At 49.8% G+C, this 25502-nt stretch carries 25 protein-coding genes, 10 tRNA genes and 1 rRNA gene (1 of these 36 only partly in view); 30 read left to right on the forward strand and 6 right to left on the reverse strand.

From position 1 onward, the window contains the following. The 12 genes from JNE38_RS01655 to rocF form a co-directional block, all read left to right on the forward strand. Positions 1-460: ribosomal RNA gene (locus JNE38_RS01655) — 23S ribosomal RNA — on the forward strand; it begins 2468 nt to the left of the window's first position. A 51-nt stretch (positions 461-511) separates the two neighbouring features. Next, positions 512-587: transfer RNA gene (locus JNE38_RS01660), tRNA-Asn, on the forward strand. Between the two features lie 7 nt (positions 588-594). Beyond that, a tRNA-Thr gene (locus JNE38_RS01665) sits at positions 595-670 on the forward strand. 15 nt (positions 671-685) lie between these two features. Beyond that, positions 686-762: transfer RNA gene (locus JNE38_RS01670), tRNA-Glu, on the forward strand. A gap of 4 nt (positions 763-766) precedes the next feature. Then, positions 767-842 (forward strand) — tRNA-Val (locus JNE38_RS01675). Positions 843-1014: 172 nt separating this feature from the next. Then, positions 1015-1099: transfer RNA gene (locus tag JNE38_RS01680), tRNA-Tyr, on the forward strand. A gap of 22 nt (positions 1100-1121) precedes the next feature. Next, positions 1122-1196: transfer RNA gene (locus tag JNE38_RS01685), tRNA-Gln, on the forward strand. A gap of 7 nt (positions 1197-1203) precedes the next feature. After that, a tRNA-Lys gene (locus tag JNE38_RS01690) sits at positions 1204-1279 on the forward strand. A gap of 37 nt (positions 1280-1316) precedes the next feature. After that, positions 1317-1390: transfer RNA gene (locus JNE38_RS01695), tRNA-Arg, on the forward strand. A 75-nt stretch (positions 1391-1465) separates the two neighbouring features. Beyond that, a tRNA-Pro gene (locus JNE38_RS01700) sits at positions 1466-1542 on the forward strand. 6 nt (positions 1543-1548) lie between these two features. Continuing rightward, a tRNA-Gly gene (locus tag JNE38_RS01705) sits at positions 1549-1622 on the forward strand. A gap of 167 nt (positions 1623-1789) precedes the next feature. Next, the gene (gene rocF, locus JNE38_RS01710; protein WP_203354968.1) at positions 1790-2686 is read left to right on the forward strand and encodes an arginase; all 897 of its coding nucleotides are present in this window, start codon (positions 1790-1792) and stop codon (positions 2684-2686) included. A gap of 92 nt (positions 2687-2778) precedes the next feature. Here the strand turns inward: rocF and JNE38_RS01715 are convergent, their stop codons facing one another. Next, complete coding sequence (locus tag JNE38_RS01715; protein WP_203354969.1) at positions 2779-2928, reverse strand: aspartyl-phosphate phosphatase Spo0E family protein; 150 nt, start codon at positions 2926-2928, stop codon at positions 2779-2781. A 178-nt stretch (positions 2929-3106) separates the two neighbouring features. On the opposite strand from JNE38_RS01715, the gene sigW reads away from it, so the two are divergent. From sigW to JNE38_RS01760, 9 genes are all read left to right on the forward strand, one after another. Continuing rightward, entirely contained in the window at positions 3107-3670 is a 564-nt protein-coding gene (gene sigW / locus JNE38_RS01720; RefSeq protein WP_203354970.1) for an RNA polymerase sigma factor SigW, read from the forward strand. Between the two features lie 17 nt (positions 3671-3687). Then, positions 3688-4311 carry a zf-HC2 domain-containing protein gene (locus JNE38_RS01725; protein ID WP_203354971.1) on the forward strand — a complete coding sequence of 208 codons (624 nt, stop codon included), beginning with the start codon at positions 3688-3690 and terminating at the stop codon, positions 4309-4311. Positions 4312-4418: 107 nt separating this feature from the next. Next, positions 4419-5237: a diadenylate cyclase CdaA gene (cdaA, locus tag JNE38_RS01730; RefSeq protein WP_203354972.1), complete on the forward strand. Its 819-nt coding sequence runs from the start codon at positions 4419-4421 to the stop codon at positions 5235-5237. Beyond that, a complete protein-coding gene (locus JNE38_RS01735) occupies positions 5230-6474 on the forward strand; it encodes a CdaR family protein (protein ID WP_203354973.1) in 1245 nt (414 codons plus the stop codon). The genes cdaA and JNE38_RS01735 overlap by 8 nt, the downstream gene beginning before the upstream one ends. Before the next feature lie 43 nt (positions 6475-6517). Continuing rightward, positions 6518-7864 (forward strand): phosphoglucosamine mutase, encoded by a 1347-nt coding sequence (glmM, locus tag JNE38_RS01740; protein WP_203354974.1) that lies wholly within the window; start codon positions 6518-6520, stop codon positions 7862-7864. 483 nt (positions 7865-8347) lie between these two features. Beyond that, complete coding sequence (glmS, locus tag JNE38_RS01745; RefSeq protein WP_203354975.1) at positions 8348-10180, forward strand: glutamine--fructose-6-phosphate transaminase (isomerizing); 1833 nt, start codon at positions 8348-8350, stop codon at positions 10178-10180. 376 nt (positions 10181-10556) lie between these two features. Next, positions 10557-11093, forward strand: a complete 537-nt coding sequence (locus tag JNE38_RS01750) for a dihydrofolate reductase family protein (protein ID WP_203354976.1) — start codon at positions 10557-10559, stop codon at positions 11091-11093. Between the two features lie 239 nt (positions 11094-11332). Next, positions 11333-11530 carry a hypothetical protein gene (locus tag JNE38_RS01755; protein ID WP_203354977.1) on the forward strand — a complete coding sequence of 66 codons (198 nt, stop codon included), beginning with the start codon at positions 11333-11335 and terminating at the stop codon, positions 11528-11530. Between the two features lie 239 nt (positions 11531-11769). Beyond that, a complete protein-coding gene (locus JNE38_RS01760) occupies positions 11770-12384 on the forward strand; it encodes a HutD/Ves family protein (RefSeq protein WP_203354978.1) in 615 nt (204 codons plus the stop codon). A 360-nt stretch (positions 12385-12744) separates the two neighbouring features. Here the strand turns inward: JNE38_RS01760 and JNE38_RS01765 are convergent, their stop codons facing one another. Continuing rightward, positions 12745-13290 carry a TetR/AcrR family transcriptional regulator gene (locus tag JNE38_RS01765; RefSeq protein WP_203354979.1) on the reverse strand — a complete coding sequence of 182 codons (546 nt, stop codon included), beginning with the start codon at positions 13288-13290 and terminating at the stop codon, positions 12745-12747. Positions 13291-13531: 241 nt separating this feature from the next. On the opposite strand from JNE38_RS01765, the gene JNE38_RS01770 reads away from it, so the two are divergent. The 5 genes from JNE38_RS01770 (at position 13532) to JNE38_RS01790 (ending at position 18041) form a co-directional block, all read left to right on the forward strand. After that, on the forward strand, positions 13532-13915 hold the full coding sequence (locus tag JNE38_RS01770; RefSeq protein WP_203354980.1) for a DUF2255 family protein: 384 nt from the start codon (positions 13532-13534) through the stop codon (positions 13913-13915). Between the two features lie 66 nt (positions 13916-13981). Then, positions 13982-14809: a carboxymuconolactone decarboxylase family protein gene (locus tag JNE38_RS01775; RefSeq protein WP_238933528.1), complete on the forward strand. Its 828-nt coding sequence runs from the start codon at positions 13982-13984 to the stop codon at positions 14807-14809. Between the two features lie 21 nt (positions 14810-14830). Continuing rightward, on the forward strand, positions 14831-15364 hold the full coding sequence (locus JNE38_RS01780; RefSeq protein ID WP_238933529.1) for an aldo/keto reductase: 534 nt from the start codon (positions 14831-14833) through the stop codon (positions 15362-15364). A 251-nt stretch (positions 15365-15615) separates the two neighbouring features. Further along, on the forward strand, positions 15616-16026 hold the full coding sequence (locus tag JNE38_RS01785; protein ID WP_203354981.1) for a cupin domain-containing protein: 411 nt from the start codon (positions 15616-15618) through the stop codon (positions 16024-16026). 257 nt (positions 16027-16283) lie between these two features. Continuing rightward, positions 16284-18041 carry a Rieske (2Fe-2S) protein gene (locus JNE38_RS01790; RefSeq protein ID WP_203354982.1) on the forward strand — a complete coding sequence of 586 codons (1758 nt, stop codon included), beginning with the start codon at positions 16284-16286 and terminating at the stop codon, positions 18039-18041. 188 nt (positions 18042-18229) lie between these two features. Here the strand turns inward: JNE38_RS01790 and JNE38_RS01795 are convergent, their stop codons facing one another. Further along, positions 18230-19702: an MFS transporter gene (locus tag JNE38_RS01795; protein WP_203354983.1), complete on the reverse strand. Its 1473-nt coding sequence runs from the start codon at positions 19700-19702 to the stop codon at positions 18230-18232. Positions 19703-19864: 162 nt separating this feature from the next. On the opposite strand from JNE38_RS01795, the gene JNE38_RS01800 reads away from it, so the two are divergent. Then, on the forward strand, positions 19865-20449 hold the full coding sequence (locus JNE38_RS01800) for a TetR/AcrR family transcriptional regulator (RefSeq protein ID WP_203354984.1): 585 nt from the start codon (positions 19865-19867) through the stop codon (positions 20447-20449). 322 nt (positions 20450-20771) lie between these two features. Beyond that, positions 20772-21029, forward strand: coding sequence for a hypothetical protein (locus JNE38_RS01805; RefSeq protein ID WP_203354985.1), 258 nt, complete (start codon positions 20772-20774; stop codon positions 21027-21029). Positions 21030-21113: 84 nt separating this feature from the next. Here the strand turns inward: JNE38_RS01805 and JNE38_RS01810 are convergent, their stop codons facing one another. After that, a complete protein-coding gene (locus JNE38_RS01810; RefSeq protein ID WP_203354986.1) occupies positions 21114-21767 on the reverse strand; it encodes a glycosyltransferase in 654 nt (217 codons plus the stop codon). A 170-nt stretch (positions 21768-21937) separates the two neighbouring features. Between JNE38_RS01810 and JNE38_RS01815 the strand changes: the two genes are divergently transcribed. Further along, a complete protein-coding gene (locus tag JNE38_RS01815; protein WP_203354987.1) occupies positions 21938-22339 on the forward strand; it encodes a YwiC-like family protein in 402 nt (133 codons plus the stop codon). Here JNE38_RS01815 and JNE38_RS01820 read toward each other — a convergent pair. Both JNE38_RS01820 and JNE38_RS01825 read right to left on the reverse strand, forming a co-directional pair. Further along, positions 22278-23531 carry an MDR family MFS transporter gene (locus JNE38_RS01820; protein ID WP_203354988.1) on the reverse strand — a complete coding sequence of 418 codons (1254 nt, stop codon included), beginning with the start codon at positions 23529-23531 and terminating at the stop codon, positions 22278-22280. The two genes, JNE38_RS01815 and JNE38_RS01820, sit on opposite strands and share 62 nt — an antisense overlap. A 226-nt stretch (positions 23532-23757) precedes the next feature. Next, entirely contained in the window at positions 23758-24438 is a 681-nt protein-coding gene (locus JNE38_RS01825) for an S-layer homology domain-containing protein (RefSeq protein ID WP_203354989.1), read from the reverse strand. Positions 24439-24569: 131 nt separating this feature from the next. Here JNE38_RS01825 and JNE38_RS01830 point away from each other — a divergent pair, with 131 nt between their 5' ends. Beyond that, a complete protein-coding gene (locus JNE38_RS01830; protein WP_203354990.1) occupies positions 24570-25487 on the forward strand; it encodes a phosphotransferase in 918 nt (305 codons plus the stop codon). The last annotated feature ends 15 nt before the right edge of the window (positions 25488-25502 follow it).

A 25502-nucleotide genomic window follows, 5' to 3' on the forward strand; every position in this document is an offset into this window, starting at 1 on the left:
CCCTGGGGATAACAGGCTTATCTCCCCCAAGAGTCCACATCGACGGGGAGGTTTGGCACCTCGATGTCGGCTCATCGCATCCTGGGGCTGAAGTAGGTCCCAAGGGTTGGGCTGTTCGCCCATTAAAGCGGTACGCGAGCTGGGTTCAGAACGTCGTGAGACAGTTCGGTCCCTATCTGTCGCGGGCGTAGGAAGTTTGAGGAGAGCTGTCCTTAGTACGAGAGGACCGGGATGGACGCACCGCTGGTGCACCAGTTGTCACGCCAGTGGCACAGCTGGGTAGCTATGTGCGGACGGGATAAGCGCTGAAAGCATCTAAGCGTGAAGCCCCCTCCAAGATGAGACTTCCCACAGCGCAAGCTGGTAAGACCCCTCATAGACGATGAGGTTGATAGGTTCGGTGTGGAAGCGTGGTAACACGTGGAGCTGACGAATACTAATCGGTCGAGGACTTATCCACACACTCTTAGCAAACATGCATATTCAGTTTTGAAGGAATGACCTTCAATGTTCCTCGGTAGCTCAGTTGGTAGAGCAATCGGCTGTTAACCGATCGGTCGGCGGTTCGAGTCCGTCCCGAGGAGCCATATTCATGCTCCTGTAGCTCAGTCGGTAGAGCGTTTCCATGGTAAGGAAGAGGTCGCAGGTTCGATTCCTGTCGGGAGCACCATTGTACAAACGTTATGGCCCGTTGGTGAAGCGGTTTAACACAGCAGCCTTTCACGCTGTCATACAGGGGTTCGAATCCCCTACGGGTCACCATCATGGAGGCTTAGCTCAGCTGGGAGAGCATCTGCCTTACAAGCAGAGGGTCGGCGGTTCGATCCCGTCAGCCTCCACCATTTACTTCGTTCCTGGTTCCGGCTTCGGATCTCACCGTTCCGGTTCACCCTCGGAGTAAACTCTTAGGAGATATGCTCGGGTACATCAGATCTTGCTTGCCAGCGTAGGGCATTCGACGCAGTGGCGCAAGTAGGATGCGATCCCGTCAGCCTCCACCATTTAATCAAATATGGGGAGATAGCGAAGTGGCTAAACGCGGCAGACTGTAAATCTGCTCCCTCTGGGTTCGGCGGTTCGAATCCGTCTCTCCCCACCATGTTTTTTCTTTTTTTGCTTATTGGGGTATAGCCAAGCGGTAAGGCAACGGACTTTGACTCCGTCATTCCTAGGTTCAAATCCTAGTACCCCAGCCACTTGCACGAGCCATTAGCTCAGTTGGTAGAGCATCTGACTTTTAATCAGAGGGTCGAAGGTTCGAGTCCTTCATGGCTCACCAGTATTTACCTCCAGTTGGAGTATGACAATAGAATCATGTGCCCTTAGCTCAGCTGGATAGAGCGTTTGACTACGAATCAAAAGGTCGGGAGTTCGAATCTCTCAGGGCACGCATTTATCCTTCGAAAGTCCTGTATGCGCAGGTTTTTCTTGCCATCTGTACTCTTTCGGGATATGATTAATGAATCGGGAAGTAGCTCAGCTTGGTAGAGTACTTGGCTTGGGACCAAGGGGTCGCAGGTTCGAATCCTGTCTTCCCGACCATTTTTTGCGGGTGTAGTTCAATGGTAGAACTCCAGCCTTCCAAGCTGGTCGCGTGGGTTCGATTCCCATCACCCGCTCCATCGTAAAAAAGAAAACGAGTAGCCTACAGCTGCTCGTTTTTTGTTGTTCCATAATCATCCCGAGTAGGTTATTTATGCAAGATCCTGTCGAGTTGAGTCAATTCTCTTTTCGAGGCTACAATAGAACTGTTGAAGTTAGGTTGTAGCTGAGGGAAGGGGGCACGTTTATGAACAAAAACATTAGCATTGTCGGAGTACCCATGGATTTAGGTGCGGACCGGCGTGGAGTAGATATGGGACCGAGCGCTATTCGTTACGCAGGTGTGGTGGCCCGTTTGGAACAGATGGGTATGAACATCCAGGATCGCGGTGATATTCAGGTCGCACGTCCTCATCAATTTTCTGAAACCGAAAATCATAAATATCTGGATGAAGTGGTGGAGGCCAATGCCAAGCTGTCCGGAGTTGTAAGCGAAATCATGCAGGAAGGACGCTTCCCTTTAGTATTGGGCGGAGATCACAGCATCGCGCTCGGCACCATTGCCGGCGTAGCGAAGCACGTGAAAAACCTGGGTGTCATTTGGTTCGATGCTCACGGCGATTTGAACACAGGTGAGACCTCTCCATCTGGCAATATCCACGGAATGCCGCTGGCTGCCAGTCTCGGATTTGGACATGAGCGTCTGGTGAACATCGGTGGCTATGCACCGAAGCTCAAGCCGGAAAATGTGGTCATCATCGGTGCTCGCGATCTGGATGCAGGAGAGCGGGAACTCATCAAGCGCATCGGCATGAAAGTCTTCACCATGCATGAGATCGACAAGCTGGGAATGGCACGAGTCATGGAAGAAGCGATTGCCCATGTGTCCAAAAACACGGACGGCGTGCATCTGAGTCTCGACCTGGACGGTTTGGACCCGCATGATGCACCAGGAGTGGGTACACCAGTCATCGGGGGTATCTCGTACCGTGAAGGCCATGTATCCTTGGAAATGCTGGCGGATGCAGACATTCTGTGTTCTGCGGAGTTTGTGGAAGTGAATCCGATTCTGGATAGCGAAAACCGCACAGCACGCGTGGCAGTTGCTCTGATGAGCTCCGCTTTTGGAGATAAATTGCTGTAGTACCACCCATAACCATAACAAAAGAGAGGCTTTCGCAGCCTCTCTTTTTGTTGTTTCCGTGTCTTTACATTGTTGGAAGAAAACAGTACATTCTAAGGATGGAGATGCAGTTTATTTAGGAGATGGTCTAGCCGCACACTTAGCTCCAACAGCTCTGGAGTGATGGAGGCCTGTGCTTTGTACTGATCATTCAGTTCTTTTCTCAGCCTTTCGATCTGGAGGAGAACATCTTTATTTGTCATCTGGCCCACTCTCCTTTACAGCGTCAGGATAAAAGAGCTACCATCACTAATATATAGAGGGTAAAGGTACGCTTATTCCTGTATTTCCCAACAAATTACCCGCACAAACATGAAAAAGATACGAAACCATTTGCAGTATCATCCGTATATAGGATTACGGTATTGTGGGGAGGATCGCATGGATTTTGTAGAGAAACGGTTGACTCAACGAGCGAAGCGTGGAGATCGTGAAGCCTTTGCCGAGTTGATCGAGATTTATAAGGATAAGATATTCCAGCTAGCGTATCGTATGGTGGGAAACCGCCAGGATGCTGAAGATATCGCGCAGGAGACCTTTCTGCGGGTATATGCCAATTTGCATACGTACGATGAAAGCTACAAGTTCTCCACCTGGATCTACCGTATTGCGACCAATTTATGTATCGACCGTGGCCGTAAGAAGCGGCCGGATTTCTCATTGGACGAAGAAACAGAGCCAGGGCAAGGCTTGGACTGGTACTCACGCTTGTCTTCAAACGAGCGTACGCCGGAGGACAAAGTAGTGACGCAGGAGCTGCAGGAGACCGTACAGGATGCGTTGTCCCATTTGCAGCCGAAGTATCGATCCATTATGATCCTGCGCTATATTGAAGATCTGTCGCTGCAGGAAATCAGCGATATCGTGAAATTGCCTGTGACGACGATCAAAACGCGAATTCACCGGGGAAGAGAAGCACTGCGCAGCAAGTTGCGATTGATGTAAGAAAGGAGAAAAACAAGATGGAATGCCGGGATATGATTATTCTCATCCATGAATATCTGGATGGGGACACTGACGAGCTAACCAATCAGAATTTGCAAACTCATATGAGAACCTGTGTGAGCTGCCGCCAGCACATGCATGAATTACAACGAGCCATTGCCTTTGTGCAGAGCGCTTCTCATATTCATGTCTCCTCTGATTTTACGGCTCGTGTACTGGCCCAATTGCCTGCTGAGACGAAAAAGAACTTGTTTTCGGGCTGGCTTAGGAGGCATCCGTTCCTTACAGCAGCAGCTGTCTTTCTCTTTCTGATGACAGGCAGCTTGTGTGCAAACTGGTTTGATCGGGACAACATCTTGCAGGTTTCCTCGTCCAACATGGATAAATTAAAAATCGACCGAGAAAGAAATGTTGTCGTCGTACCGGCTGGAACCAGCATTGATGGTGATCTGGTCGTGCGAAATGGAAATGTCGAAGTGCAAGGTCAAGTCAAAGGAAACGTGGTTGCAATCGAAGGGAAAGTGTTCGTGGCATCTACGGCACAAGTGGCGGGAAATACAGAATCGATCGAAGCCATCGTGGACTGGATCTGGTATGAGGTGAAAAATATTGGAAATGACTTGCTTCCAGTCTTGCCATAAGAGAAAATAGAGAGTACAGCTATCTACAGCACGGCAGCGCAGCCGTGCTTTTTCCACAGGAGATAGACTGACTTCATTGAGATGGAGCGAGATATGGGGGCTTCGTTATGATATCGTTGGACTATGGGGATTTGCTACGGTATGGAACGGACATTTTACTCGTTACATACGTGATTTATAAAATAATTATGCTCATTCGCGGGACACGCGCAGTACAATTGTTGAAGGGGATCATGGTCATCGTGATCACCTGGCTCCTCAGCAAATATTTTCAGCTCACCACGTTGCACTGGCTGATGTCACAGGCATTTACCTTCGGGGTATTGGCTGTCGTCATCATTTTTCAGCCTGAATTGCGGCGTGCCCTCGAACAATTGGGACGGGGGAAGCTTTTTTCTCGTTCCAGCACCATTCAGGACGACGATGTGGTGAATCGTCTGGTGCAAGAAGTATGCAAATCCGTCACGTATATGGCAAAACGCAGGATTGGCGCCCTGATCGTCATCGAGCGTGAAACAGGTTTGAATGATTACGTAGAGACGGGGATTGCGATCAATGGCCGGGTGAGCTCCGAGCTGTTGATTAATATTTTCATTCCGAATACCCCTCTGCATGACGGGGCGGTCATTATGCGCAAAGACGTCATTTTGGCTGCTGCCTGTTATTTGCCGCTGTCCGAAAACAACTCGATCTCCAAGGAGCTGGGGACGCGCCACCGTGCTGCAATCGGTGTCAGTGAGGTATCCGATGGAATGTCGATCATCGTTTCGGAGGAGACGGGGCAAGTATCTTTTGCCACACATGGCACGATGAACCGGAACTTGACGGAAGAGCAGCTGGCGGAAATGCTGACAGAGCAGCTCCAGCCTCTGTCAAAGGGCAAATCCATGGGAAGTCGTTGGCAATGGAGGCGAAAACATGGATAAATGGTTAAATAGTCATTGGTTTGCTCGCGCAGTCGCGCTACTTTTGGCAGTGATGATGTGGATGGTCGTGAATCTCGAACCGGAGCAGGCGACGACCCCCGAAGCCAGTCAGCCGGTGTTTATTGATGGCGTCAATCTGCATGTCAAATACGATACGGACCGCTATCAGGTGGTCAAGCAGCAGAGGACCGTCAAAGTGGCGCTGGAGAGCAGTAATCCGTTCTACCGCCACAATTTCTTCCCTGCGGATTCGTGGGAAGTCTACGTTGATGCTACGGGACTAGGCAAGGGAACGCATAAAGTCCCTGTCCAATACAAGGGCTTCCCCGATGAAGTGAAGGTGGGAATTATCCCGAACATCGTGGAAATTACCCTGGAAGAGAAAAAGACGGTGGAGCGGGAAGTCAACGTAGAGATGCTGGGAGTCGTCGCGCCCGGGTATACCGCTGGGGAGCCGATCGTAAAGCCTTTCCGCGCGCTTGTGCGCGTACCGGAAAGCCAAGTAGACAAAGTAGCTGCCGTAAAGGCATCCGTCGATCTGGAAGGGGCGACATCCGCCATCAAGACCACCGTACCTTTGAAAGTGGTGGACAAGTCGGGGAATGTGATACAAGGTGCTGATGTGGTGCCTCTCACCGTTGAGGTGAACATCCCTGTCACCAGTCCGTTCGTGAAGGTGCCTGTCAAATTAAACTTGACGAATGAAATGCCAAATGGCTATAGTTTGGCTAGTGTGGATATGAATGTGGACGAAGTGACCGTATATGGGCCGAAGGAAGTCATAGATGCGATGAAAGCAACTACGTACCCTGGCCCGGATATTGATCTGAGCAACATTACATCAGATCGTCTGTTAGAGCTAAAAATACCGGTAATGGATAGTATCGTGAAGGTAGAACCCGAGTATTTAAAAGTTTCACTGAAGGTCGTACCTTCTACCACGAAGCGTATGGAAAAGATCCCGATTCGCATCAGTGGGTTATCAGAAAACCTGCAAGCCAAGGTGCTATCGACGGCAGGCCAGGAGATGTCTACAATTGATTTTGATGCCGTAGGGGCGGCTCAGATCTTGAATCAGCTGAGACCGGAAGACCTGCAAGTCGTAGCCGATGTCAGCAATATGCCGGCTGGAGTGTATGAGATTGCGTTGAACTACATCTTCCAATCCGATTACCTGGGGCCATCAGAAAGCGCACCCAAGAAGGTCACAGTAGAAATCACGAACAAGCAAAGGTAGACATAAGCTGTTGTGTGCACAAGGAAGGAAATGAGGGACAAACATGGGGAAGTATTTCGGAACTGACGGTGTACGCGGTGTGGCAAATGCACAGCTAACACCCGAACTGGCATTTAAAATCGGACGCGTTGGCGGTTATGTTCTCACGAGACACAAACAAGAAGGTAAGCCAAAAGTAGTGATTGGGCGCGATACGCGCATTTCCGGCCAAATGCTGGAAAACTCGCTTTTGGCCGGCCTGCTATCGGTCGGAGCAGAAGTAGTCAGATTGGGTGTCATCTCTACCTCGGGTGTGGCTTACCTCACACGAGCGTTGGGAGCAGATGCGGGTGTCATGATTTCCGCCTCCCACAATCCGTTTCCGGATAACGGCATCAAGTTCTTCGGCAGCAACGGCTTTAAACTGTCCGACGACGTAGAAGCAGAAATCGAACAATACCTGGATGCGACAGAGGACACACTGCCTCGTCCGACAGGTGAAAATATCGGAACGGTACTGGAGTTCTTGGAAGGTGGACAAAAATACCTTTCCCACTTGAAGAGCACAGTATCTGAGCGCTTTGACGGATTGAAGGTCGTTTTGGATTGTGCAAACGGAGCGGTTTCTTCTCTTGCGGCACGTCTGTTTGCGGACGTGGACGCAGAAGTAATCACCATCGGCGCCAATCCGAATGGCGTGAATATCAACGATCAATGCGGCTCTACTCACCCTGAGCGTGTTCAGGAGGAAGTACTGAAGCACAAAGCTGATCTCGGTCTTTCCTTTGACGGTGACGCTGACCGCTGTATCGCGGTGGATGATCAAGGTGAAATCATCGATGGCGACTACATCATGGCGATCTGTGCACGTGCTTTGAAGGCTAAAGGAAAGCTGAACAACAACACGATCGTAACGACCGTCATGGCCAACATGGGCTTTTTCAAAGGTATGGAGGAATGCTCCATCAATACGACCAAGACGGCCGTAGGAGATCGCTATGTCGTGGAGGAGATGCTGCGTGGCGGCTACAACCTCGGTGGCGAGCAGTCCGGACACATCGTTTTCCTGGACTACAATACGACTGGTGATGGCCTGCTGACGGGCTTGCAGCTTCTCAACATCATCAAGGAGTCGGGGAAACCATTGTCCGAGCTCAAAAACGTCATGGTCAAGTACCCGCAACTCTTGGTCAACGTGCGCGTTGAAGACAAGTCCAAGCTGAACGGCAACGAAGCAATCGAACAAGCTATCCGTGCAGTAGAGGAAGAGCTGGCCGGAAATGGTCGCGTGCTGGTGCGCCCGTCTGGAACAGAGCCGATCGTCCGTGTCATGGCAGAAGGCCCGGATGCGGATCAGCTGGAAGGCTTGGTCCATCGGATCGTTGACGTCGTGAAACAGGAACTCGTGTAAATATATGTGAAGGGGAGTGGTGCAGAGCCGCTCCCTTTCGCATATATGTAAATGATAAAGAATGATTGTCGCAATCAGCGAGATGTGTTAAAGTGTTCATGTGCATCTGGCTGTTGCACAATCAAGAGCGGGAGAGGGAGGCGAGCGCGGAACCGACTAACTATCACGAATCGAATGAATACTTGTTGAAAAGCGCCAGCGCTGCGGCAGAACGGAAATGAAGCCCAGTGGACGAGGTGGAGGTTTATCGAAGGTTTCGGCGGATACCTCCCGGGAGCTGTATCACTACCGTGGAGCGCAGGTACAAAATATCAGAGAGATCTGGTGGACAAAAGCCTGTGCATGATACGTCTTTTCTGTCTTTGGACCGTAAACGATGAACGAAAATGTGAATATATAAAATAAATGGAATGGCGGGGGCACACCCCCGTACCATTGGCATTGGGTTGTGTCCCCGCCTTATTTGGAAGGGGATCATCAATTATGTGCGGAATCGTTGGATACATTGGAAATAAACAAGCGCAGGATATTATCATCGGGGGTCTTCGCAAGCTGGAGTATCGTGGATACGACTCGGCTGGAGTAGCAGTCATCAACGAAAAGGGATTGGAGCTGGATAAAGCACAAGGCCGTCTGGCTGTGCTGGAAGAGCGTCTGGAATCTCAGCCGTTGGGTGGTTTCATGGGGATCGGGCATACACGTTGGGCGACGCACGGCAAACCGTCTGACGAGAATTCCCACCCTCACACAGATGCAAAGCATTCCTTTGCTGTCGTTCATAATGGAATCATCGAAAACTTCCTGCCGATCAAAGAAGAGCTGCTGAGCAAAGGCTACACCTTTACCTCCGAGACCGATACAGAAGTCATCGCGCACTTGCTGGCGGACATGTATGATGGCGATATCGTTTCGACTGCACGCAAAGCGGTGAAACGCATGCGTGGTGCATACGCATTGGGAATCATGACCGAGCATGAGCCGGATAAACTGGTGGCAGTTCGTCTGGCAAGCCCACTGGTGGTTGGCGTGGGTGACGGCGAGAGCTTCATCGGCTCCGACATCCCGGCGATCCTGGAGCACACACGTGACGTGTACATTTTGAACGAAGGCGAAATGGCTGTTCTCACCCGCGGCGGCGTCGAGCTGATGGATGCTGAGACAGGTGCAAAAATCGACCGTGAGCTGTTCCATGTAGAGTGGGATCTGGTGCAAGCAGAAAAAGGCGGATACGATTCCTTTATGCTCAAAGAAATCCATGAGCAGCCACAAGCCGTTCGTGAAACCATGGGCGCACGCATCGATCAGGACACCAAGCGCATCGTAATGCCTGAGTTGAAAATGACCGACGCTGAGCTGGCCAAATACGATCGCATCTATATCGTGGCATGCGGTACTTCCATGCACGCAGGTCTGGTAGGGAAAGACGTCATTGAAAAGTGGACTCGTGTCCCTGTAGAAGTAGCTGTTGCATCCGAGTTCCGTTACCGTGATCCGATCTACACGGACAACACCCTGATGATCGTGATCAGCCAATCCGGTGAAACGGCAGATACTTTGGCCGCTCTGCGTGAAGCGAAGAAGAGCAATGTCAAAGTCATGGCCATCACCAACGTGGTAGGCAGCTCGGTAGCACGCGAAGCCGACGAAGTCATCTTCACATGGGCAGGCCCAGAAGTAGCGGTAGCGTCCACGAAGGCGTATACGTCCCAAGTGGTAGCCCTCTATCTGTTCAGCCTCTACCTGGCACAGGTAAAAGGCACAATGGCAGCTGCTGAGGTAGCAGAAGTGGTGGATCATCTGCAAGAAATTCCGGCGCAAATTGCTTCCTTGCTGGAAGACGCTGAGCAGGTTCGTCACTTTGCTGAGAGCACCAAAGGTGTAAACAGCCTGTTCTTTATCGGACGCAGCCTCGACTATGCGGTATCCCTGGAAGGCTCCCTGAAGCTCAAGGAGATCTCTTATATCCATTCGGAGGCGTACCCTGCTGGTGAACTGAAGCATGGTACTCTCGCGCTGATTGAAGATAATGTACCGGTAGTGGCACTGGCTACTCAACCGGATATCTACGAAAAAATGGTGAGCAACATCGTGGAAGTCAAAGCCCGCGGCGCACGCGTACTGGGCTTTGCGATCGAAGGCAACAACGATCTGGCGAAGAGCGTAGACGAAGTCATCTACCTGCCATCCACGCTGCCGATGCTGGCACCGATTTTGACCGTCATTCCATTGCAATTGCTGTCTTACTTCGCATCCGTCGCTCGCGGGCTGGACGTGGATAAACCACGGAACTTGGCGAAGAGCGTGACGGTGGAGTAAGGGAAGTCTGTGTTCACGCAAAATAAAGTTTGTGTTCAATGACATTAGAGTTGGTAAATTTACATTAGAGTTAGTAAGTATTAATTGCATTCGAACAGCCCGATTTTAGTTAGAATCGGGCTGTTTCTTTTTTTGCCAAATAAGTAAAGTGCAAACTAAATATTGGGGTATTGCACTAACGGGCAGAATTGTTTAATTTACCATCCTTCGTTAAATTAAATTTGTATTCTGTCAGGCCAGGACTGTGCACATTAGCAATCCATGAGAAACCGGAAATGCTGTTGGACGATAAAATCTAGACATAAAGGAGGCTGCATATGGAACGTGTAATCTTGATGATGAATGTGCGAGAAAACCAGGGAGGAGAGTCAGTCGCATGGCAAAGATCGTTTTCGCATTGAACCAGTCTCTGGACGGATTCGTCGACCACGACCACACGGCATTTCAGCCCGACCCCGTGCTATTCCGTCATTTCATCGACGACGTGCGCGGCCTGGCGGGCTGCCTGTACGGGCGCTGCATGTACGAGACCATGCGGTATTGGGACGGCGACCATTTTGAATGGGATGCGCCGGAACGGGAATACGCAGAGGCGTGGCAAAGCAAACCGAAGTGGGTGGTGTCGAGGACGTTAAAGTCCGTCGGTCCGAACGCTTCTCTGATCGAGGGCGACCTCGCAGCGGCCATACGTGGGCTGAAGGCTCAGCATGAAGGGGAGATTGAAGTTGCCGGGCCGGAGTTGGCCCACAGTCTAACGGAGCTCGGTCTCGTTGATGAGTATCGACTCTATCTCCATCCAGTCGTGCTGGGTCACGGCAAGCCGTTCTTCGCCGGTCCGCGGCCGCCGCTGCGCCTCGTGGCAAGCGATCGAATTGGCGAGAGGGTGATCAGGTTGACCTACGTTCCAGTTTAGTTGTGCGGTTGATCCAGCGGCCTAAAGGGCACGTTACTTTAATAGGGATTCTCCGGCTGTAGCGACAGTCAGAGGATCCCTTATTCGTTCAGTTATGCGAAATGACATAGTTATTTATGGAATTGACGATTGACCTAACGGGATCGATAGTGGAGCAAACACAAATAGAGGCTGCTGGTGTTAATGCCTGTAGCCTTTGCTTAATTAACGGGCAGAATAGTAACGATATGTGGTATTACATGACTGTGCTAATGTCCGAGTTACTTCAATTAGTACGGGGAGGCCGGACAAGAAAACGGGTGGTTCGTGGACTTTATACCGACAAGCCGAACCTGCTCGTTGCCGTAATGGTGGAACGGATGCAGCAGCGAGACGGAAGCCATTATTTGGCCGCGAAGTTTAAAGCATTGTTTAAAGGAATTACACCACCATTTTAACTTTTTTCCCGAGTCACTTTATGTGAGCTCGGGCTATTTTCTTTTATCCTCCATTTCGTGAGCACTTGCAAGTAAGGAGGTATGACTTCTACGCGAGTTTTTTGTTATGATCAATTCACGACGCTTATTGTTTTCTGCAACCGAATGTTAGGGGAAGTTGGACTTCATGATTACGTTTCACACGGGGTCCCTTTTGCTTTCATAATGAGACGCAGCGAACCGGAAGGAGGAATAAACGGATGACGTATACCGTGAATATCATTCCCAAGCAGGATCAACAAACGAGCCGGTGGTCGGGTGGGACCACGACACAGCTCTCTATTTATCCGAATCATGCCGATTACGGCCAGCGTAACTTCATCTGGAGGCTCAGCTCGGCCGCTGTAGAGATCGAGGAGTCGGAGTTTACCCGGCTTCCGGGTTATTGGCGCCACCTGATGATTTTGGAAGGGGAGCTTGACATTGAGCATGAAGGGCATCATCGTATCCGTCTCAAGCCTTTCGAACAGGATAGCTTCAGCGGAGACTGGTCCACGCGCAGTTTCGGCAAAGTTAAAGATTATAACCTGATGCTGGCGGAAGGCTGCCATGGAAAGCTTGAGGCGATTCGTCTTGAGTCAGGGTCCACCCGTACCATCGAATGCTCTTGGCCCGAAGGATCCCTTGTGCGATGGGAAGCTATCTATGCCGCTGCGGGGCAGATGCGAATTCGGATGAATGGCGGAAGGGAGCTGGACTTGGCGGAAGGTGAATTGCTGCTCGTGACTAGTGACGATCCGAATGAGCACAGCGTCCGGATCGAGTTGGCCGGTGCTGCATCTGCAATCCGAGCGAATTTGTTTATGCTGAGTTAATAGGAATGTAGGACGATTAGGACCCGGGGATGAAGTTTCGGTATTTGTTGATCGGATGCTTTTTTCTACGACTGAATCTCATGAGATATCTACTATCACAAATTGGTTACCCGATAATCTCCGCATGTGCGTCACATCTTGAGTTCAATAATTATTATATGGACTCGAAATGGTCGTTTGTTGAGACGAAAAAGGGAATGAATATTTGGAAGCTTGAACCAGACTTACTTTCTGAGTCGCCCTTTCCAAATTGAGAGCGTCCTGGAAATTATACGGGACGCTATTGGAATATTATGAACGAAAGACTTCCTAACAGAGCCCCAAACATCATGAAATTTAGGGTGCGAGTGGGAATAGGCATTAAAAATTCCTATCCAGCAATATCCCTGTTTGTTCTGCCATGTCACGTGGCGGTACAGGCATTCCATTCTTGAACCACCATTCCACTGCACCCACGATAGCGGCCCCAAAAAATTGAAGAATAACGTCTTCATGTATGCCTTGATTTTTCCCCTCGGTTACATCTACTTCAGCCTTATACTCTTCAACGACTAAACCCAGGAATCGACTACGAAAATAAGCTGCACTTTTCGTATTTAGCATGGTTGAAAAGAACAGATGATTGTCCGCAAAATATTCGAACCAAACATAGTTTCCTTCTTTGAAAGTCATATCAGATGCAGAATGGCAAAGTTCACGGAGATTGCTGATGTGTTCCTCGATAATTTTATCAAGCAAGTCATATTTATCCATGTAGTGGAGATAAATGGTGCCTCGATGAACATTTGCCCTGTCGGAAATATCCCGGATCGTAATGTCATCGAAGTTTTTTTCAACCATCAGTTCAAGAATTGCTTTCTTGATTGCTGTTTGAGATTTGAGTACTCTTCTATCCACTTTAGTCATCCGAATGTCACCCTTCTAAAATAATAGACAAATATGGATGGGGTGTTGATTACTCTACATATTGCGAGGTATTGAACATTGATAGCACGATATTTTTGCTTAGAATTATAAACGTGAGTTGACTAAACGATCAATGTTCATTTTTTAAGAGTTACCGGAAATAGTAAGGCCGATCGTTAGACACTTTTATAGAAAGAGTAGAATTCTATCTCAATATCAAGCTTTAAGGAGGCCGCAATTCATGGGTACATGGTCGAAAGAAGAACGAAACAAGATTTCTGAAGCTGATGACCTACACATCTCGCCGTTCCGTGAAGACGGAGTAACCTACGGCACCCTGACGTGGATTTGGTCCGTTGTAATTGGCGACTCCCTCTATGTACGTGCGTACTTCGGGCAGGACTCCCGTTGGTACCAGGCAGCAGTTAGGCAGAAGGCAGGGCGGATTACTGTCGCTGGCATGACGAAGGAAGTCACTTTTGAACCGATCGATGGGCAGATAAACGACCTCATCGACAATGCGTACCGTGCGAAATACAATGACAGCCCCTATCTGAACTCGATGATCAGCTCGCGAGCTCGTTCTGCGACAGTCAAGGTTTCGCCGAGAGAAACCAATGCCTGATGCATACGTATAAAGTTGCCCATTTGGCCCTTATTTAAGAAAAGTAAGGGAGGAGCAATGAAATGAATGATTAGCAAACTTGGGAAAACTGGCTTGGTGTCTCTATCTGCCGCAAAAAAACAAGCAGGAGGCTTAGGTATGAATCGAGCGGAAAAGAGCCAAGAAATATATAAACAGCTATTTGGTGATGGAGTGCCGGCAGCATATGCTACAGATCCTGATTTTCAGGACAACCTGAGCCAATTCATTTTTGGGGAAGTTTTTGATCAAGGCGACCTGGATATGAAGCAGCGTGAGCTTATTACCCTAGTGGTGCTTGCGACAAATCAAACCTTGCCGCAACTAGGGGCGCATGTACATGCCGCGCTGAACGTTGGACTAACACCGGTGGAAATCAAAGAAGCCATTTACCAATGCGCGCCGTATCTTGGATTCCCCAAAGCACTGAATGCCGTCACTGCGGTCAACGAAGTCTTTAGAGCAAGAAATATTGCATTGCCGCTTGAGAGCCAAAAGCAGGTCGAAGAAGAGAATCGCTTTGACAAGGGGCTTGCGGTGCAAGTAGAAATCTTTGGAGAGGTCATAGCAAAAAATCGGGAGAATGCCCCGATCAATCAAAAGCATATACAGGACTATCTTTCCGCTTTTTGTTTCGGAGACTTCTATACTCGCGGCGGGCTTGATTTGAAAACAAGGGAGCTGCTAACGCTCTGTATCATCAGCGCGTTGGGAGGTGCTGAAGGTCAAGTGAAGGCACATGTGCAGGGCAACGTAAATGTAGGCAATGATAAGGAAACATTGATTACGGCTATTACCCACTGCCTTCCATATATAGGCTTTCCGAGAACGCTGAACGCAATCGCATGCGTTAATGAAATGATTCCTGAAATTTAGGTAAGGTCAAAAAACATAACCATGCAAAGGAGACAAAAACAGTTTAACGAAACCTTCAAATTATCAAATGGTATAGAAATTCCAAAATTGGGCCTTGGTATCTGGCTGCTTGACGATGAACAGGCAGCACAGGCAGTGCGTGATGCGGTATCTATCGGATATCGCCATATTGATACTGCGCAGGCTTATATGAATGAAGCTGGTGTAGGCGAAGGGATCCGTTCCAGCGGTGTCGCTAGAGAAGAACTTTTCATTACGACAAAAGTTGCTGCAAAAGCAAAGAACTATGAGGCAGTTATGCAGTCCATTGATGAGTCTTTAGCAAAAATGGCACTGGATTACATTGACCTTCTGATTATCCACTGCCCACAGCCTTGGAAGGAGTTTCGTGAGGAGAACCGCTACTTCGAGGAAAACAAAGAAGTATGGAAAGCAATGGAGGATGCTTATAAGACAGGAAAAGTAAAGGCAATCGGTCTTTCTAACTTCCTTCAGGATGACATAGAGAATATTCTTGCAAGCTGTGAGATCAAGCCTATGGTAAATCAGATATGATATCCAGCTTGGTCTAGTAGTAATTCCTAAGACGGCAAATCCAGATCACATGAGAATCAATGCAGAGCTTCATTTTGTTATCAGCGATGCGGATATGGAGTCTTTGAAGAATGTAGAACATATCCAGAATTATGGTGAGCATAGCTTCTTTCCCGTATTTGGAGGGAAATTAAAGCAATGAGTGGAGGTTTTCTCCAGCGATTGATCAGACTGAGGATGCAAATAGTGGCTACTTATCGGAGGGGACCAAAATGGCGAAATATGAAGAAGTAAAAAACGGCGTTATATTCCCAGCGGGCGAAAAAAATGAAGCATATGCACACTATTTTGTGGGACAAAGTTATCTTAAAACATTAATTGCTGATCCTAAAGTGAGTGTTGGCGTTGGGAATGTAACCTTTGAACCAGGATGCAGAAATAACTGGCATATTCATCGTGCTGGATTTCAACTTTTATTAGTAACGGGAGGCGAAGGTTGGTACCAAGAAGAAGGAAAACCTGCTCAATTACTAAAAGCCGGTGATGTAATTGTCACCCATGATGGTGTGAAACACTGGCATGGTGCTGCAAAAGACAGCTGGTTTGAACACATTGCGATCACTGCAGGTACCCCAGAATGGTTTGAACCAGTAACAGATGAGGAATATAACAAATTAAAATAATCGTTAAGGATAGGAATGGCCCTGTTATACAGGGCTTTTTTTATTCAGCGATTAATCTCCGCAGCGCTGACCGCAAACCAGCCGCTCAGCAATGTCCTATCCAGATTTCGGCACAGTTTTTACCAACACTCCATTGCAAATTGTCCCATAAGATAGATTTGCAACGATATACCACACATAACAAATCAAAATGTTGACAAAGTAAAAATGTGATGATAAATTTATTTGAAAATACAGAATTTTACGGAGGGATAAGCATGCAACAAACCCAAAGCCATCCTTGGATCAATGCAGGTACACTGACGTCGATCCAAGAGAAGGGGCACAAGTTAATCCACGGCGGGATTGCAGTGTTCTATCATGAGGAGCAGGTATATGCCGTAGACAATCGCTGTCCACACTTGGGATTTCCCCTGCATATGGGTAGCTTGTGCGACGGTATACTGACCTGTCATTGGCATCATGCACGCTTTGACGTCTGCAGCGGTGGAACGTTGGACCCATGGGCGGACGATGTTCCATCCTATGAAGTGAAAATTGAAAATGGAGTAGTGTGGGTGAATCCGCATCCAAAACAGACGAACAGCATCGAGAAATACAAACTTCGGTTACGAGAAGGCCTAGAGCAAAATCTGGGTCTCGTGATTGCCAAAGCTGTCGTCGGATTGGTGGAAGCCGGCGTTCCAGCAGCGGAAGTAGTGGAGGTCGGCATCAAATTCGGCACCGTATACGGAAGAGGCTGGAATTCGGGGCTCACTATCCTTACCGCGATGGCTAATGTGCTGCCGAAGCTAGATAAAGCAGGAACGATCCTTGCTCTTTATCAAGGACTGCTCCATGTTGCTCGCAGCAGTTCCGGTGCTGCTGCGCGGCATTTGCTAAAGCCGCTACCGGGGGCTGATGTTCCGTTCGAGCGGCTCATGGAATGGTACCGCAACTGTATCGAGGTTCGCGACACGCAAGGGGCTGAAAGAGTATTGCTCACGGCAATCCATCAGGGGACTTCCTTGGAGCAGCTTTCGGAGATGATGTTGATAGCGGCGACCGACCACTTTTATCTGGACGGTGGCCATACGTTCGATTTCCACAATAAAGCCTTTGAAGCGATTGGCCTTATCGGCGAAGAGGACACCGAGCAGACGCTGACCTCACTGGTTCGACTCCTCGCCAATCCTACCCGGAGTGAGGAACTTCATCAGTGGCAGTCGCCAGTGAATCTAGTTGCTCCGCTGAAGGAAGCTTTCGCTCAGCTGGAAAGTCTCCCTCTGACAGAGTCTTATACCGAAATTTCCGCCGTAGACGAGAAGAAAATCATGGAACAGCTGTTAAGCGACGAACCACTGGAAACGGTGAAGCTTGTGACAGAGATCTTGAAATCCGGCGCACATCCCGCCCAACTGGCCCAACTAGTTGCTTTGTCTGCAGCGGAGCGGATCGTACGCTTCCATACCCAGAATGATTTCGGGGATTGGATCTCCGTTTTGCATACCTTTACCTATACCCATGCTGTGCATGAGCGTTTGCGTCACTCGACCCATCCTCTGCTCATCAGGGCGATCTATCACGGGATAATCAGCATTTATTTGGAGCGCTTTTTAAATATCCCAGCGGCAAAACGTCCGGATGGATCGACCGTCCCCGCCGTCGACACTACCAATCCGGAGCGGCTGCTGGAAATTTTGGATCAGCGCCAGCAAGTGAACGAAGCGGCGCGCTGGACAGCCGGCTATCTGCACGCCGGCGGCGACCCTAACGCTTTGCTAAATATTTTGGGCCATGCGCTCTTACGCGAAGATGCCGAATTCCATTCGTTTCAAATGTACGAAGCGGCGGTCGCCGAATATGAGCTATGGACAACGCGCAACGACGCCTTTGCCGCTCACGCTGGTGAAACGATGCTTCTGGCTGCGGCCCGCTATTTGGCGGCCCATGCGCCAACCCCACGCGAACAGCCACATATCGCCCGCATTGCCACTCGACTGCACCGGGGCGAGCGACTATTCGAAGAGGCGTAATCCTAAGATAAGCTGTGATTGAAGAGAGGACTTCCTTGTCATCTCATTTGCAGTCAGGAAAGGCGCGCTGCGGCATGATAGAGAACCGAATCGCTGAAATCGGAGTTGAAACAGGTCGTCAAGGTTAGTGGGGGGAAGTACCTTATAAGTTGCAGTTAGCCCCCGGTTGCGCGGGGGCTTTTTCTCTTTCACGATCGACGGGCTCCGTTTCGCCCCGCCAGCATCAATGCCAGCGGCAGGATGAGCGCACTGGCGGCGGCCAGCACATAAAGGCAAATGGTAAACGCGGCGGGATAGGCGGAGACTGAGCCGGTATGGGCTCCGAGAGCGCTAAGCCAAACGATGCCGATCAGGGCAATTCCGATCGTAGTGGCGATCTGAATGCTGGTTGTCATAACACCGGATGCGGAGCCGATGTCCGTCGTGCGGACTTTCGCCAAAACGATATTAGTCAGGGGTGCGGCGACGAAGCCTTGACCGATGCCGAGCACAGCTAGAGCAGGGATCCACACGCCGATATCGGATGAAACCCCGGTCGTTCGGACCGCCCAGCTAAGCAGCAGGTAACCTGCTGTCGTCAAGATGGAACCGACGGTCAGCACATGGGCTCCAAGCTTCGCAGCGACTCGGGAAGAGAACAGCGATGCGAGGAAATAGCCCATTCCCATCGACCCGATTACAAGCCCTGCTTGCAGGGCTGAGAAATGAAGCCCAAGCTGAAGCATGTAGGCGGAGACAAGGAAGAAGGCGCCCTGCGACGACATTAACAGCAACACGACGAGAATACCGAACGTGAACACCTTATGTCTAAATAGCTCGACATTCATAAATGGGAGTCGCCCGTGGCGCAACAGACGTCGTTCGTACCAGGCGAACAAAACCAACACAGGAGCCGACAAGAGCAGACTGACGATGAGGCCTGCTGGCCATCCTTCACGCTGTCCCTGCACGAGCGGATAGACGAGCATCAGCAAGCCGGCAGCGGCGAGTGCTGCTCCAATCCAATCCAGTTTGGCGCGATCCGGCGAGCCGGATTCCGGAATAAACGGAATCAGTACCAATATCAGAGCCCCGAGCAGGACGCTGATCAGGAACACCATTCTCCAATCCAGATCCCACAAATTCATGCGGAGAAGCAGCCCTCCGATTATCTGCCCGGCCGTCGCCGCGATTCCCTGGGTCGCTCCATACATGCCGAAGATCGCACCTCGACGTTCCGGAGTATAATTGGCTTGAATGAGGGACAAAACCTGCGGCATGAACAGAGCGGCGCCGACGCCTTGCAAAACTCGAGACGCAATGAGCATAGTGACGTGGGGAGATAAGCCGCATAACAGAGAAGCGATTGTGAATAAGGCTACTCCGATGAACAGCATTCTCCTGCGTCCAAACCGATCGCCAAGCCGGGCGCCGATAATCAGCAGAACGGCGAACGTAAGAGTATACCCGGTAAGTATGAATTGTACATCGGCGAAGCTGGCCCCAAGCCCTTTCTGGATCGAAGGGGTGGCTACGTTCACAATGAATGCATTCGACACTGCCATAAATACAGGCAAAAGCAGAGCCGGCAGCATCAGACGCGATCTGCGTCCGTCTCCTTTGGAGAGGGAGTCGCGAGTCCGCGCCAACTGGGCGGAAGCGTCCGAAAGTGTATTGGGCATAGAAAGTTCCCCTTTCTCACTACTCGCTCAATTGACAGGAGGCGAGAGGATTATATAAAATGGATGAGACAGGTCTGTCTCTTCTGTTGTATGGAATGATACAGACAGATCTGTCTCGTGTCAATACACTTTTCACCAAACCTTTAGAGACGGGGGTCAGAGATGAATAAAGAATCTGCTAGAGATCGTATCCTGCGGGTCGCCTCCGAATTGTTTTACATGGAGGGAATACGGGCGGTCGGCATCGATCGGATTATCAAAGAATCCGGCGTTGCCAAGGCAAGCTTCTATCGAAGTTTCGCGACGAAAGATGATCTGACGGTTGCTTATCTCGAAGCCAGGGATGAACTAAAAGTAGAAAAACTGGAAAAACTGAGGCAGCTGTATCCGAGCTCCCCTAAGGAACAGCTCGGCGCCCTCATTCGCGATGTGACCGAACAGATGGGGACGCCGGATTACCGGGGGTGTCCGTTCTTGAACGCGGCGGTCGAATTTCCGGATCCGGATCACCCCGCCCACGTCAAATTGCTGGACATTCAGAGGAGCTTCTGGTCTCGGGTTCAAGAGCTTGCAAGGGAAGGCGGGGCACGACAGCCCGAGGAGCTGACCGCGCAGCTGAGGATGTTGTATGAGGGATTCGTCATGAAGAGGTACTTGGATAAGTCCGAACTTGATTCGGAGTATTTCCGAAAGGCTGCGGAGTTGCTCTTGGAGAATCAGCTCGCTGCCGACAATCATCGCGGGTAACGGACGAAATTCATTCCGCGGCCCGTAAGGTAATCGCGATAGCTTACTATGCACCAGAGGCTGCTGGATAAGGTCCGGCAGCCTCGTTAACTCTTTGGCAGGATAGTTGAGAAATTCTTATTTAACACAAGCTCAATTGTGCATAATGAGGGGCTATTGTTTCTCCGATTCGAAGTCTGGAATGCCGGAATCTGGATCAATGACAGAAAAAAGCTTACCCAAGAACAGAGGCAAAGCTTTTGTGTTGATGGGATTTTATGGAAGAGGGTGAAACATTTACATACCCCTTAGCGTTTCATTTATGAATAAGGAGGTATTACCAATGTTAAAAAAGAGCATTCTCGTTACAACAAGCGTAGTCATGTTGTTTCCATGTCTATTCGCTCCATCCATTCAAGCAGCTCAAACAGGGTCAGCCACATACCGAGTGACCTATAAAATGCCTACTGTCAACACGATGGAAGAAGAAGAAGAATTTCAACAAATCTTGAAAGAATCACTTCAAGTCAAAAATCCATATGTGCCCACTATCGTAGAAAAAAACAGGATGAGTGCAATAGAAATCGTATCAGATCTATAGGTAAAACAATAAAACACTTCCTAATCGCATGTAGTCCATATGATTAGGAAGTGTTTTCGTTTAGGAAAATAGGTGTCTGAAAACTTAAAATTTATCCGGAAACTGTTTAACAATGCCTTCTGTCAGGATGTCTGCTAAACGGATCATATGGATCTCGTTTTTGTCCGTTGCAGCAATATCACCTTTCCAATCACCTTTGAGACAAGCAAGGACAATTTCAGTAATCAACTGAAGGTGCGTATAAAGCATATCTTGCAGTGTTTTAAACTGCCAATTCGGGTTCGCAGCACTCAAAAATTTGGCGATTTCATCGGCATTTTTATGCCAATCTGCCTCAAGCCTTTTCACATCCGCCTGATTGCCCGATTTGGCTGCTGCTACAATTTTCACTGCGATCAAGATATGCTCTCTCAAAAGCTCAGCCAGCTTATTCCCTGCTGCTTCTCCGTAATAGGGCTTAATTACATTCCCAATGTCCTGCTGGTTTTGCAAAAGCCGATCCAATACGGCTTGCTGATCTTGGCGATTCGATATGGCGCTGACAATATAGCTCCTGGTCCATATCGTATGGTCGATCCAAACCTTCTGCATATCACCTTTCAGTTGCACCATTTTTGGGCTGAGGCAAGCCGAATCCTTCTTCTCGACTTCCTTGGCTTGAACAGGTGCTACTGCCGGCATCATACAAAAAACGAGCGCTGAGGTTAACAGTAAGGAAAGCATCCATTTGTTTTTCATAATCATCTGCTCCTCTGTACGTTTGGGGATCGATCAGGTCATGCGATTTTTATTATGGTTGAATTATCCGATTTTATGCAGAACTGTAAGAGCCAACCGTTTCATCGGCCAATGTAAATGCGGTAGCGGACGGCGCGGCAAAATTCTGCGTAGCGCTGCTGGCGGAACACATGCTCAGCAGGGAGAGAAAAGCGGAGCTGATTGCCGCAGGGGAAGCAAAATGGCGAGATTCACAAGGGGTTGTTGAACATGACTTCTGTGAAGGGCACAGGCGCTGCTGCAAGGATCTCCTGCAGCTGCTAGCGGGGCTGGGCTTGCTGTGCGGTTTTATCGTGGTCAATGCCGGTCTCGTCTTTCTGCGCCAGCCAAAGCTTGGTCGTCAGGTGCTGCAGACAATGCTGCTGTTCGGAGCCGCGGCATGCATGTTTTTGGCCTATCCGCTAGGCAGCAGCTGGCAGGCGTTTTGGTTGCTCGCGGTCGTGGCGGTTTTTTCGGCAGCCAGCATCTGGTTCATTCCTCGGCCGACTCCTCCACATAAATCCGAAACAACCAAACATACAAGCCAACACTGATGAGCGCAAACACCAAGATGATGCTGAATATCCCCATAGGAGGAACCCAATTGGACAGAGTAACCGTCAGCGGCGCTAAAAATTTGCCAATCGTTCCTTGCAGGCTGTCAGCTCCCATGTATTGTCCTCTGGCATGCTCGGGGGCGTAGCGGGCAATAAAGCTCTGCGTCACCGGAGAGCGTACCATCTCTCCAAAGGTGAAGATGATCGTGACGATAAACAAGAACCAGAAATGAGTGTTCAGCCCGAGGGCGAAGGTTCCCACTCCGGACAAGAGCGAGGAGAGAATGAAGACATTGCGGTCTCTCCAGTGCTGGAGCCATTTCGTAACCGGAAGGATAAACAGGACGAACAAAAGACCGTTAAAGCCCAGCAGCCATCCATAGATCTCTGTGCTGGATAACAGGGGGGAGTCACCATGCCAGGGGAACAGCGGTTGGGCGGGCACGTGGTGGATCACATACACGGATAAGTATAGGTCCAGTTGCATAATGGGAACCAAGGCAAAGATGCCAGCCAACGTATAAATCAGGAATACGTGATCGCGGAAAATGATGCCGTAGCCTTTCCACTGCTCCTTCCATACGTTCGCAATCGTAGTCGAATCAGCCGGGTTTTTTGCCATGGTCATGCGCGGAAAGGTTTCGTGCACGGTGGTGAAAAGCGCAATCGTGTACAGCAGCAGGACGGCAGCGCAGGTCCATAACAGCTCCTGCCGGTAGTGAAAAAAGAAAACGGCTCCCAGCGCTGGCCCGAGTACGGAACCGACGTTATTGGCTGTTACAAACGTCGCGAATACCTCACGACGATGCTGAGTGGGAACCAGATCTGCGACCATGGCGGTGCTTGCAGGCCGATAAAAGGCTCCGCCCAGACCAATGCCGATAAAGGCGGCATAATCGATCCAGTGAGAGGAGGACACGGCGAAAAGGGCAAACATCACCGTTTGGAGTGACGCCCCCAGCAGCATGACGGGGCGCCGTCCTAATCGGTCGGCTAGCGCTCCTCCGAGAAGACTTCCGAGCAGACTGAAGATTGGCGGGATGGCCATCAACATGCCTGCAATGTGGTTGCCTAAAGCGGCACCAAAATAGACGGTGATAAAGGGGAAGTACATCCAAAACAGCATGTTAAACAGCGCTTCCCCGATTAACCGGACCTTTAAATTGTGATTCCATAACCGGATTTGCATGATACCCTCCTTGCTTCTGTTGCTGCCACCCCGGCCGGGTATACCTAACAATAGAGCATGATCCGGTTAAAATATAGACTTAACATTCAGAATCGGTTATACTAATAATATGAAAGCCGAGAATACCCGCGTTTACTTGAAATGTTTCGGAAAAAGAACATATGTTCTGAAATGATAAAGACGCTCCCTTGGGAAGCGTCTTTTTTGATTCCTTGTGTGGTTCGGTTTATGGCTGCATGGCATCTGCCGCAGGGGCAGGATGTGCTTTTAGATACTCAATGGCGCCGTAAATGAGCTCAGCTGCTTCGCTGCGGCTGATCACATCTTTGGGATGCATGTTGCCCTCGGCATCGAGCTTGGCGACACCAAAAGCCAGAGCCCTTTGAATGGCGCCCTGATAGCTTGGATCGAGCGCATCCCCGTCGTTTATTTCTACGGGAACGATGTTGATCATAGGGAGATTCACATGCTGCTCAACGGCTGAGACCAGCTGGTAGATGAATTCTTCGCGTGACCATTCCTTGTCCGGGTCCAAGTCAGCCGGGAGTTTTAATCCATTGTTCGCGGCAATAATCAACGCAGGGGCATACCACGCATCGTTATCGGCCTTTGCGAAATAATTCGTTGCTTTCGGTTCTTGAATGAAGCGAATACCATCGATGTTCAAATCAAGCGCATTGACGATCAGCTGGATGCCTTGGGCCGCTGTAATGGTAGCTTCAGGTTGGAATTGCTGATCCGTTACACCGTGCAGGTAACCCCTTTGCTGCAAAGAGGTGATGATCTCCTTTGAGGCCACTTGACTTACATCTGTAAACGGCGCTGTTGCTGCAAAAGCATGCAGGTTCGTAGAAAGCGCTAGAAATCCAAAGGTAGAGAGAACCAGTACTGTGCGTCTTACATTCATCACATTCACCTCAGCTAGATGTCTGATCGTACATACCTTTTGACGAGCGATCTGGAGGAACGTTTCAAAAGGAATAGATTTTCAGGTAGATGCTATAATGGCCATACTACAATTCCGGGGAGGGGCAGCGCATGGGAAAAGCGAATCAATGGGATGCTGATTGGGAGATCTCTGATGAGCTGGTAGGACAGCTGATCGATAGCCAGTTTCCTGAACTAGGCTCCAAAAGGATCAAGCGTTTGGGCAATGGGTGGGACAATACCGTGTACCAGATCGGAGACGAGTATGTATTTCGGTTTCCGCGCAGAACCATTGCTGTGGATCTGATCAAAATGGAAGGTCAGCTCTTGCCCAAGCTTGCAGAGTATGTGACCATTCCCTATCCCAAGCCACTCTTTTACGGGAAAGAGACGGCCGAGTATCCGGTTCCTTTTCTGGGCTATCACTATGTCACAGGCGAATTTCCTCTCGGTGTGGCCGATGAGCAGCGTGCCCTTTCTGCAGCTGCACTAGGTCGTTTTTTAAAACAGTTGCACAGCTTTCCGACTCAGCTGGCCAGAGAGAGCGGAGCCCCTCATGACCACCGCAGGCTCAGGGATATCGCGACGCGGAAAGAAAAAATGGAGAAGTTTTATTCCGATTTAAGTCCACATATGCGAGAGGAAGAAAGGCGCGCCATGACGGCTTATTTGAATCAGGTGGTGCAGCCAAAGGCATTGCCGCAAAGCGACGTCTTCTTGCATGGAGATCTCCACTTTAAAAATATGCTGGTGGACGAGCGAGGAAGAGTGTCTGGCATCATCGATTGGGGCGATATGAATGTAGGCCATCCTGCCGGTGATGTGAGCGTCGCCTACAGTTTTTTGCCTCCACAGGCCCGTTCGGCATTTTTCGCAGCTTACGGGGAAGTGGACGAAACGACCAAGCAGCTGGCTCGCATGATGGCGATCTACATTCCTATGCTGATTTGGATGCAAGCCATCGATGACGGGGATGAAAAAGTCGCAGAAGAAGCGAGGGCAACGATCAATCGGGCTCTGGCGGACTAACGAAGCGAGATTAAA

It is taken from the genome of Brevibacillus choshinensis (genome assembly GCF_016811915.1).
GTDB classification, from domain to species: domain Bacteria; phylum Bacillota; class Bacilli; order Brevibacillales; family Brevibacillaceae; genus Brevibacillus; species Brevibacillus choshinensis_A.

Coding starts and splice junctions, on each gene's coding strand:
- rocF (WP_203354968.1), top strand. CDS start 1,790: ATGAACAAAAACATTAGCATTGTCGGAGTACCCATGGATTTAGGTGCG.
- JNE38_RS01715 (WP_203354969.1), bottom strand. CDS start 2,928: ATGACAAATAAAGATGTTCTCCTCCAGATCGAAAGGCTGAGAAAAGAA.
- sigW (WP_203354970.1), top strand. CDS start 3,107: ATGGATTTTGTAGAGAAACGGTTGACTCAACGAGCGAAGCGTGGAGAT.
- JNE38_RS01725 (WP_203354971.1), top strand. CDS start 3,688: ATGGAATGCCGGGATATGATTATTCTCATCCATGAATATCTGGATGGG.
- cdaA (WP_203354972.1), top strand. CDS start 4,419: ATGATATCGTTGGACTATGGGGATTTGCTACGGTATGGAACGGACATT.
- JNE38_RS01735 (WP_203354973.1), top strand. CDS start 5,230: ATGGATAAATGGTTAAATAGTCATTGGTTTGCTCGCGCAGTCGCGCTA.
- glmM (WP_203354974.1), top strand. CDS start 6,518: ATGGGGAAGTATTTCGGAACTGACGGTGTACGCGGTGTGGCAAATGCA.
- glmS (WP_203354975.1), top strand. CDS start 8,348: ATGTGCGGAATCGTTGGATACATTGGAAATAAACAAGCGCAGGATATT.
- JNE38_RS01750 (WP_203354976.1), top strand. CDS start 10,557: ATGGCAAAGATCGTTTTCGCATTGAACCAGTCTCTGGACGGATTCGTC.
- JNE38_RS01755 (WP_203354977.1), top strand. CDS start 11,333: ATGACTGTGCTAATGTCCGAGTTACTTCAATTAGTACGGGGAGGCCGG.
- JNE38_RS01760 (WP_203354978.1), top strand. CDS start 11,770: ATGACGTATACCGTGAATATCATTCCCAAGCAGGATCAACAAACGAGC.
- JNE38_RS01765 (WP_203354979.1), bottom strand. CDS start 13,290: ATGACTAAAGTGGATAGAAGAGTACTCAAATCTCAAACAGCAATCAAG.
- JNE38_RS01770 (WP_203354980.1), top strand. CDS start 13,532: ATGGGTACATGGTCGAAAGAAGAACGAAACAAGATTTCTGAAGCTGAT.
- JNE38_RS01775 (WP_238933528.1), top strand. CDS start 13,982: ATGATTAGCAAACTTGGGAAAACTGGCTTGGTGTCTCTATCTGCCGCA.
- JNE38_RS01780 (WP_238933529.1), top strand. CDS start 14,831: ATGCAAAGGAGACAAAAACAGTTTAACGAAACCTTCAAATTATCAAAT.
- JNE38_RS01785 (WP_203354981.1), top strand. CDS start 15,616: ATGGCGAAATATGAAGAAGTAAAAAACGGCGTTATATTCCCAGCGGGC.
- JNE38_RS01790 (WP_203354982.1), top strand. CDS start 16,284: ATGCAACAAACCCAAAGCCATCCTTGGATCAATGCAGGTACACTGACG.
- JNE38_RS01795 (WP_203354983.1), bottom strand. CDS start 19,702: ATGCCCAATACACTTTCGGACGCTTCCGCCCAGTTGGCGCGGACTCGC.
- JNE38_RS01800 (WP_203354984.1), top strand. CDS start 19,865: ATGAATAAAGAATCTGCTAGAGATCGTATCCTGCGGGTCGCCTCCGAA.
- JNE38_RS01805 (WP_203354985.1), top strand. CDS start 20,772: ATGTTAAAAAAGAGCATTCTCGTTACAACAAGCGTAGTCATGTTGTTT.
- JNE38_RS01810 (WP_203354986.1), bottom strand. CDS start 21,767: ATGAAAAACAAATGGATGCTTTCCTTACTGTTAACCTCAGCGCTCGTT.
- JNE38_RS01815 (WP_203354987.1), top strand. CDS start 21,938: ATGCTCAGCAGGGAGAGAAAAGCGGAGCTGATTGCCGCAGGGGAAGCA.
- JNE38_RS01820 (WP_203354988.1), bottom strand. CDS start 23,531: ATGCAAATCCGGTTATGGAATCACAATTTAAAGGTCCGGTTAATCGGG.
- JNE38_RS01825 (WP_203354989.1), bottom strand. CDS start 24,438: ATGAATGTAAGACGCACAGTACTGGTTCTCTCTACCTTTGGATTTCTA.
- JNE38_RS01830 (WP_203354990.1), top strand. CDS start 24,570: ATGGGAAAAGCGAATCAATGGGATGCTGATTGGGAGATCTCTGATGAG.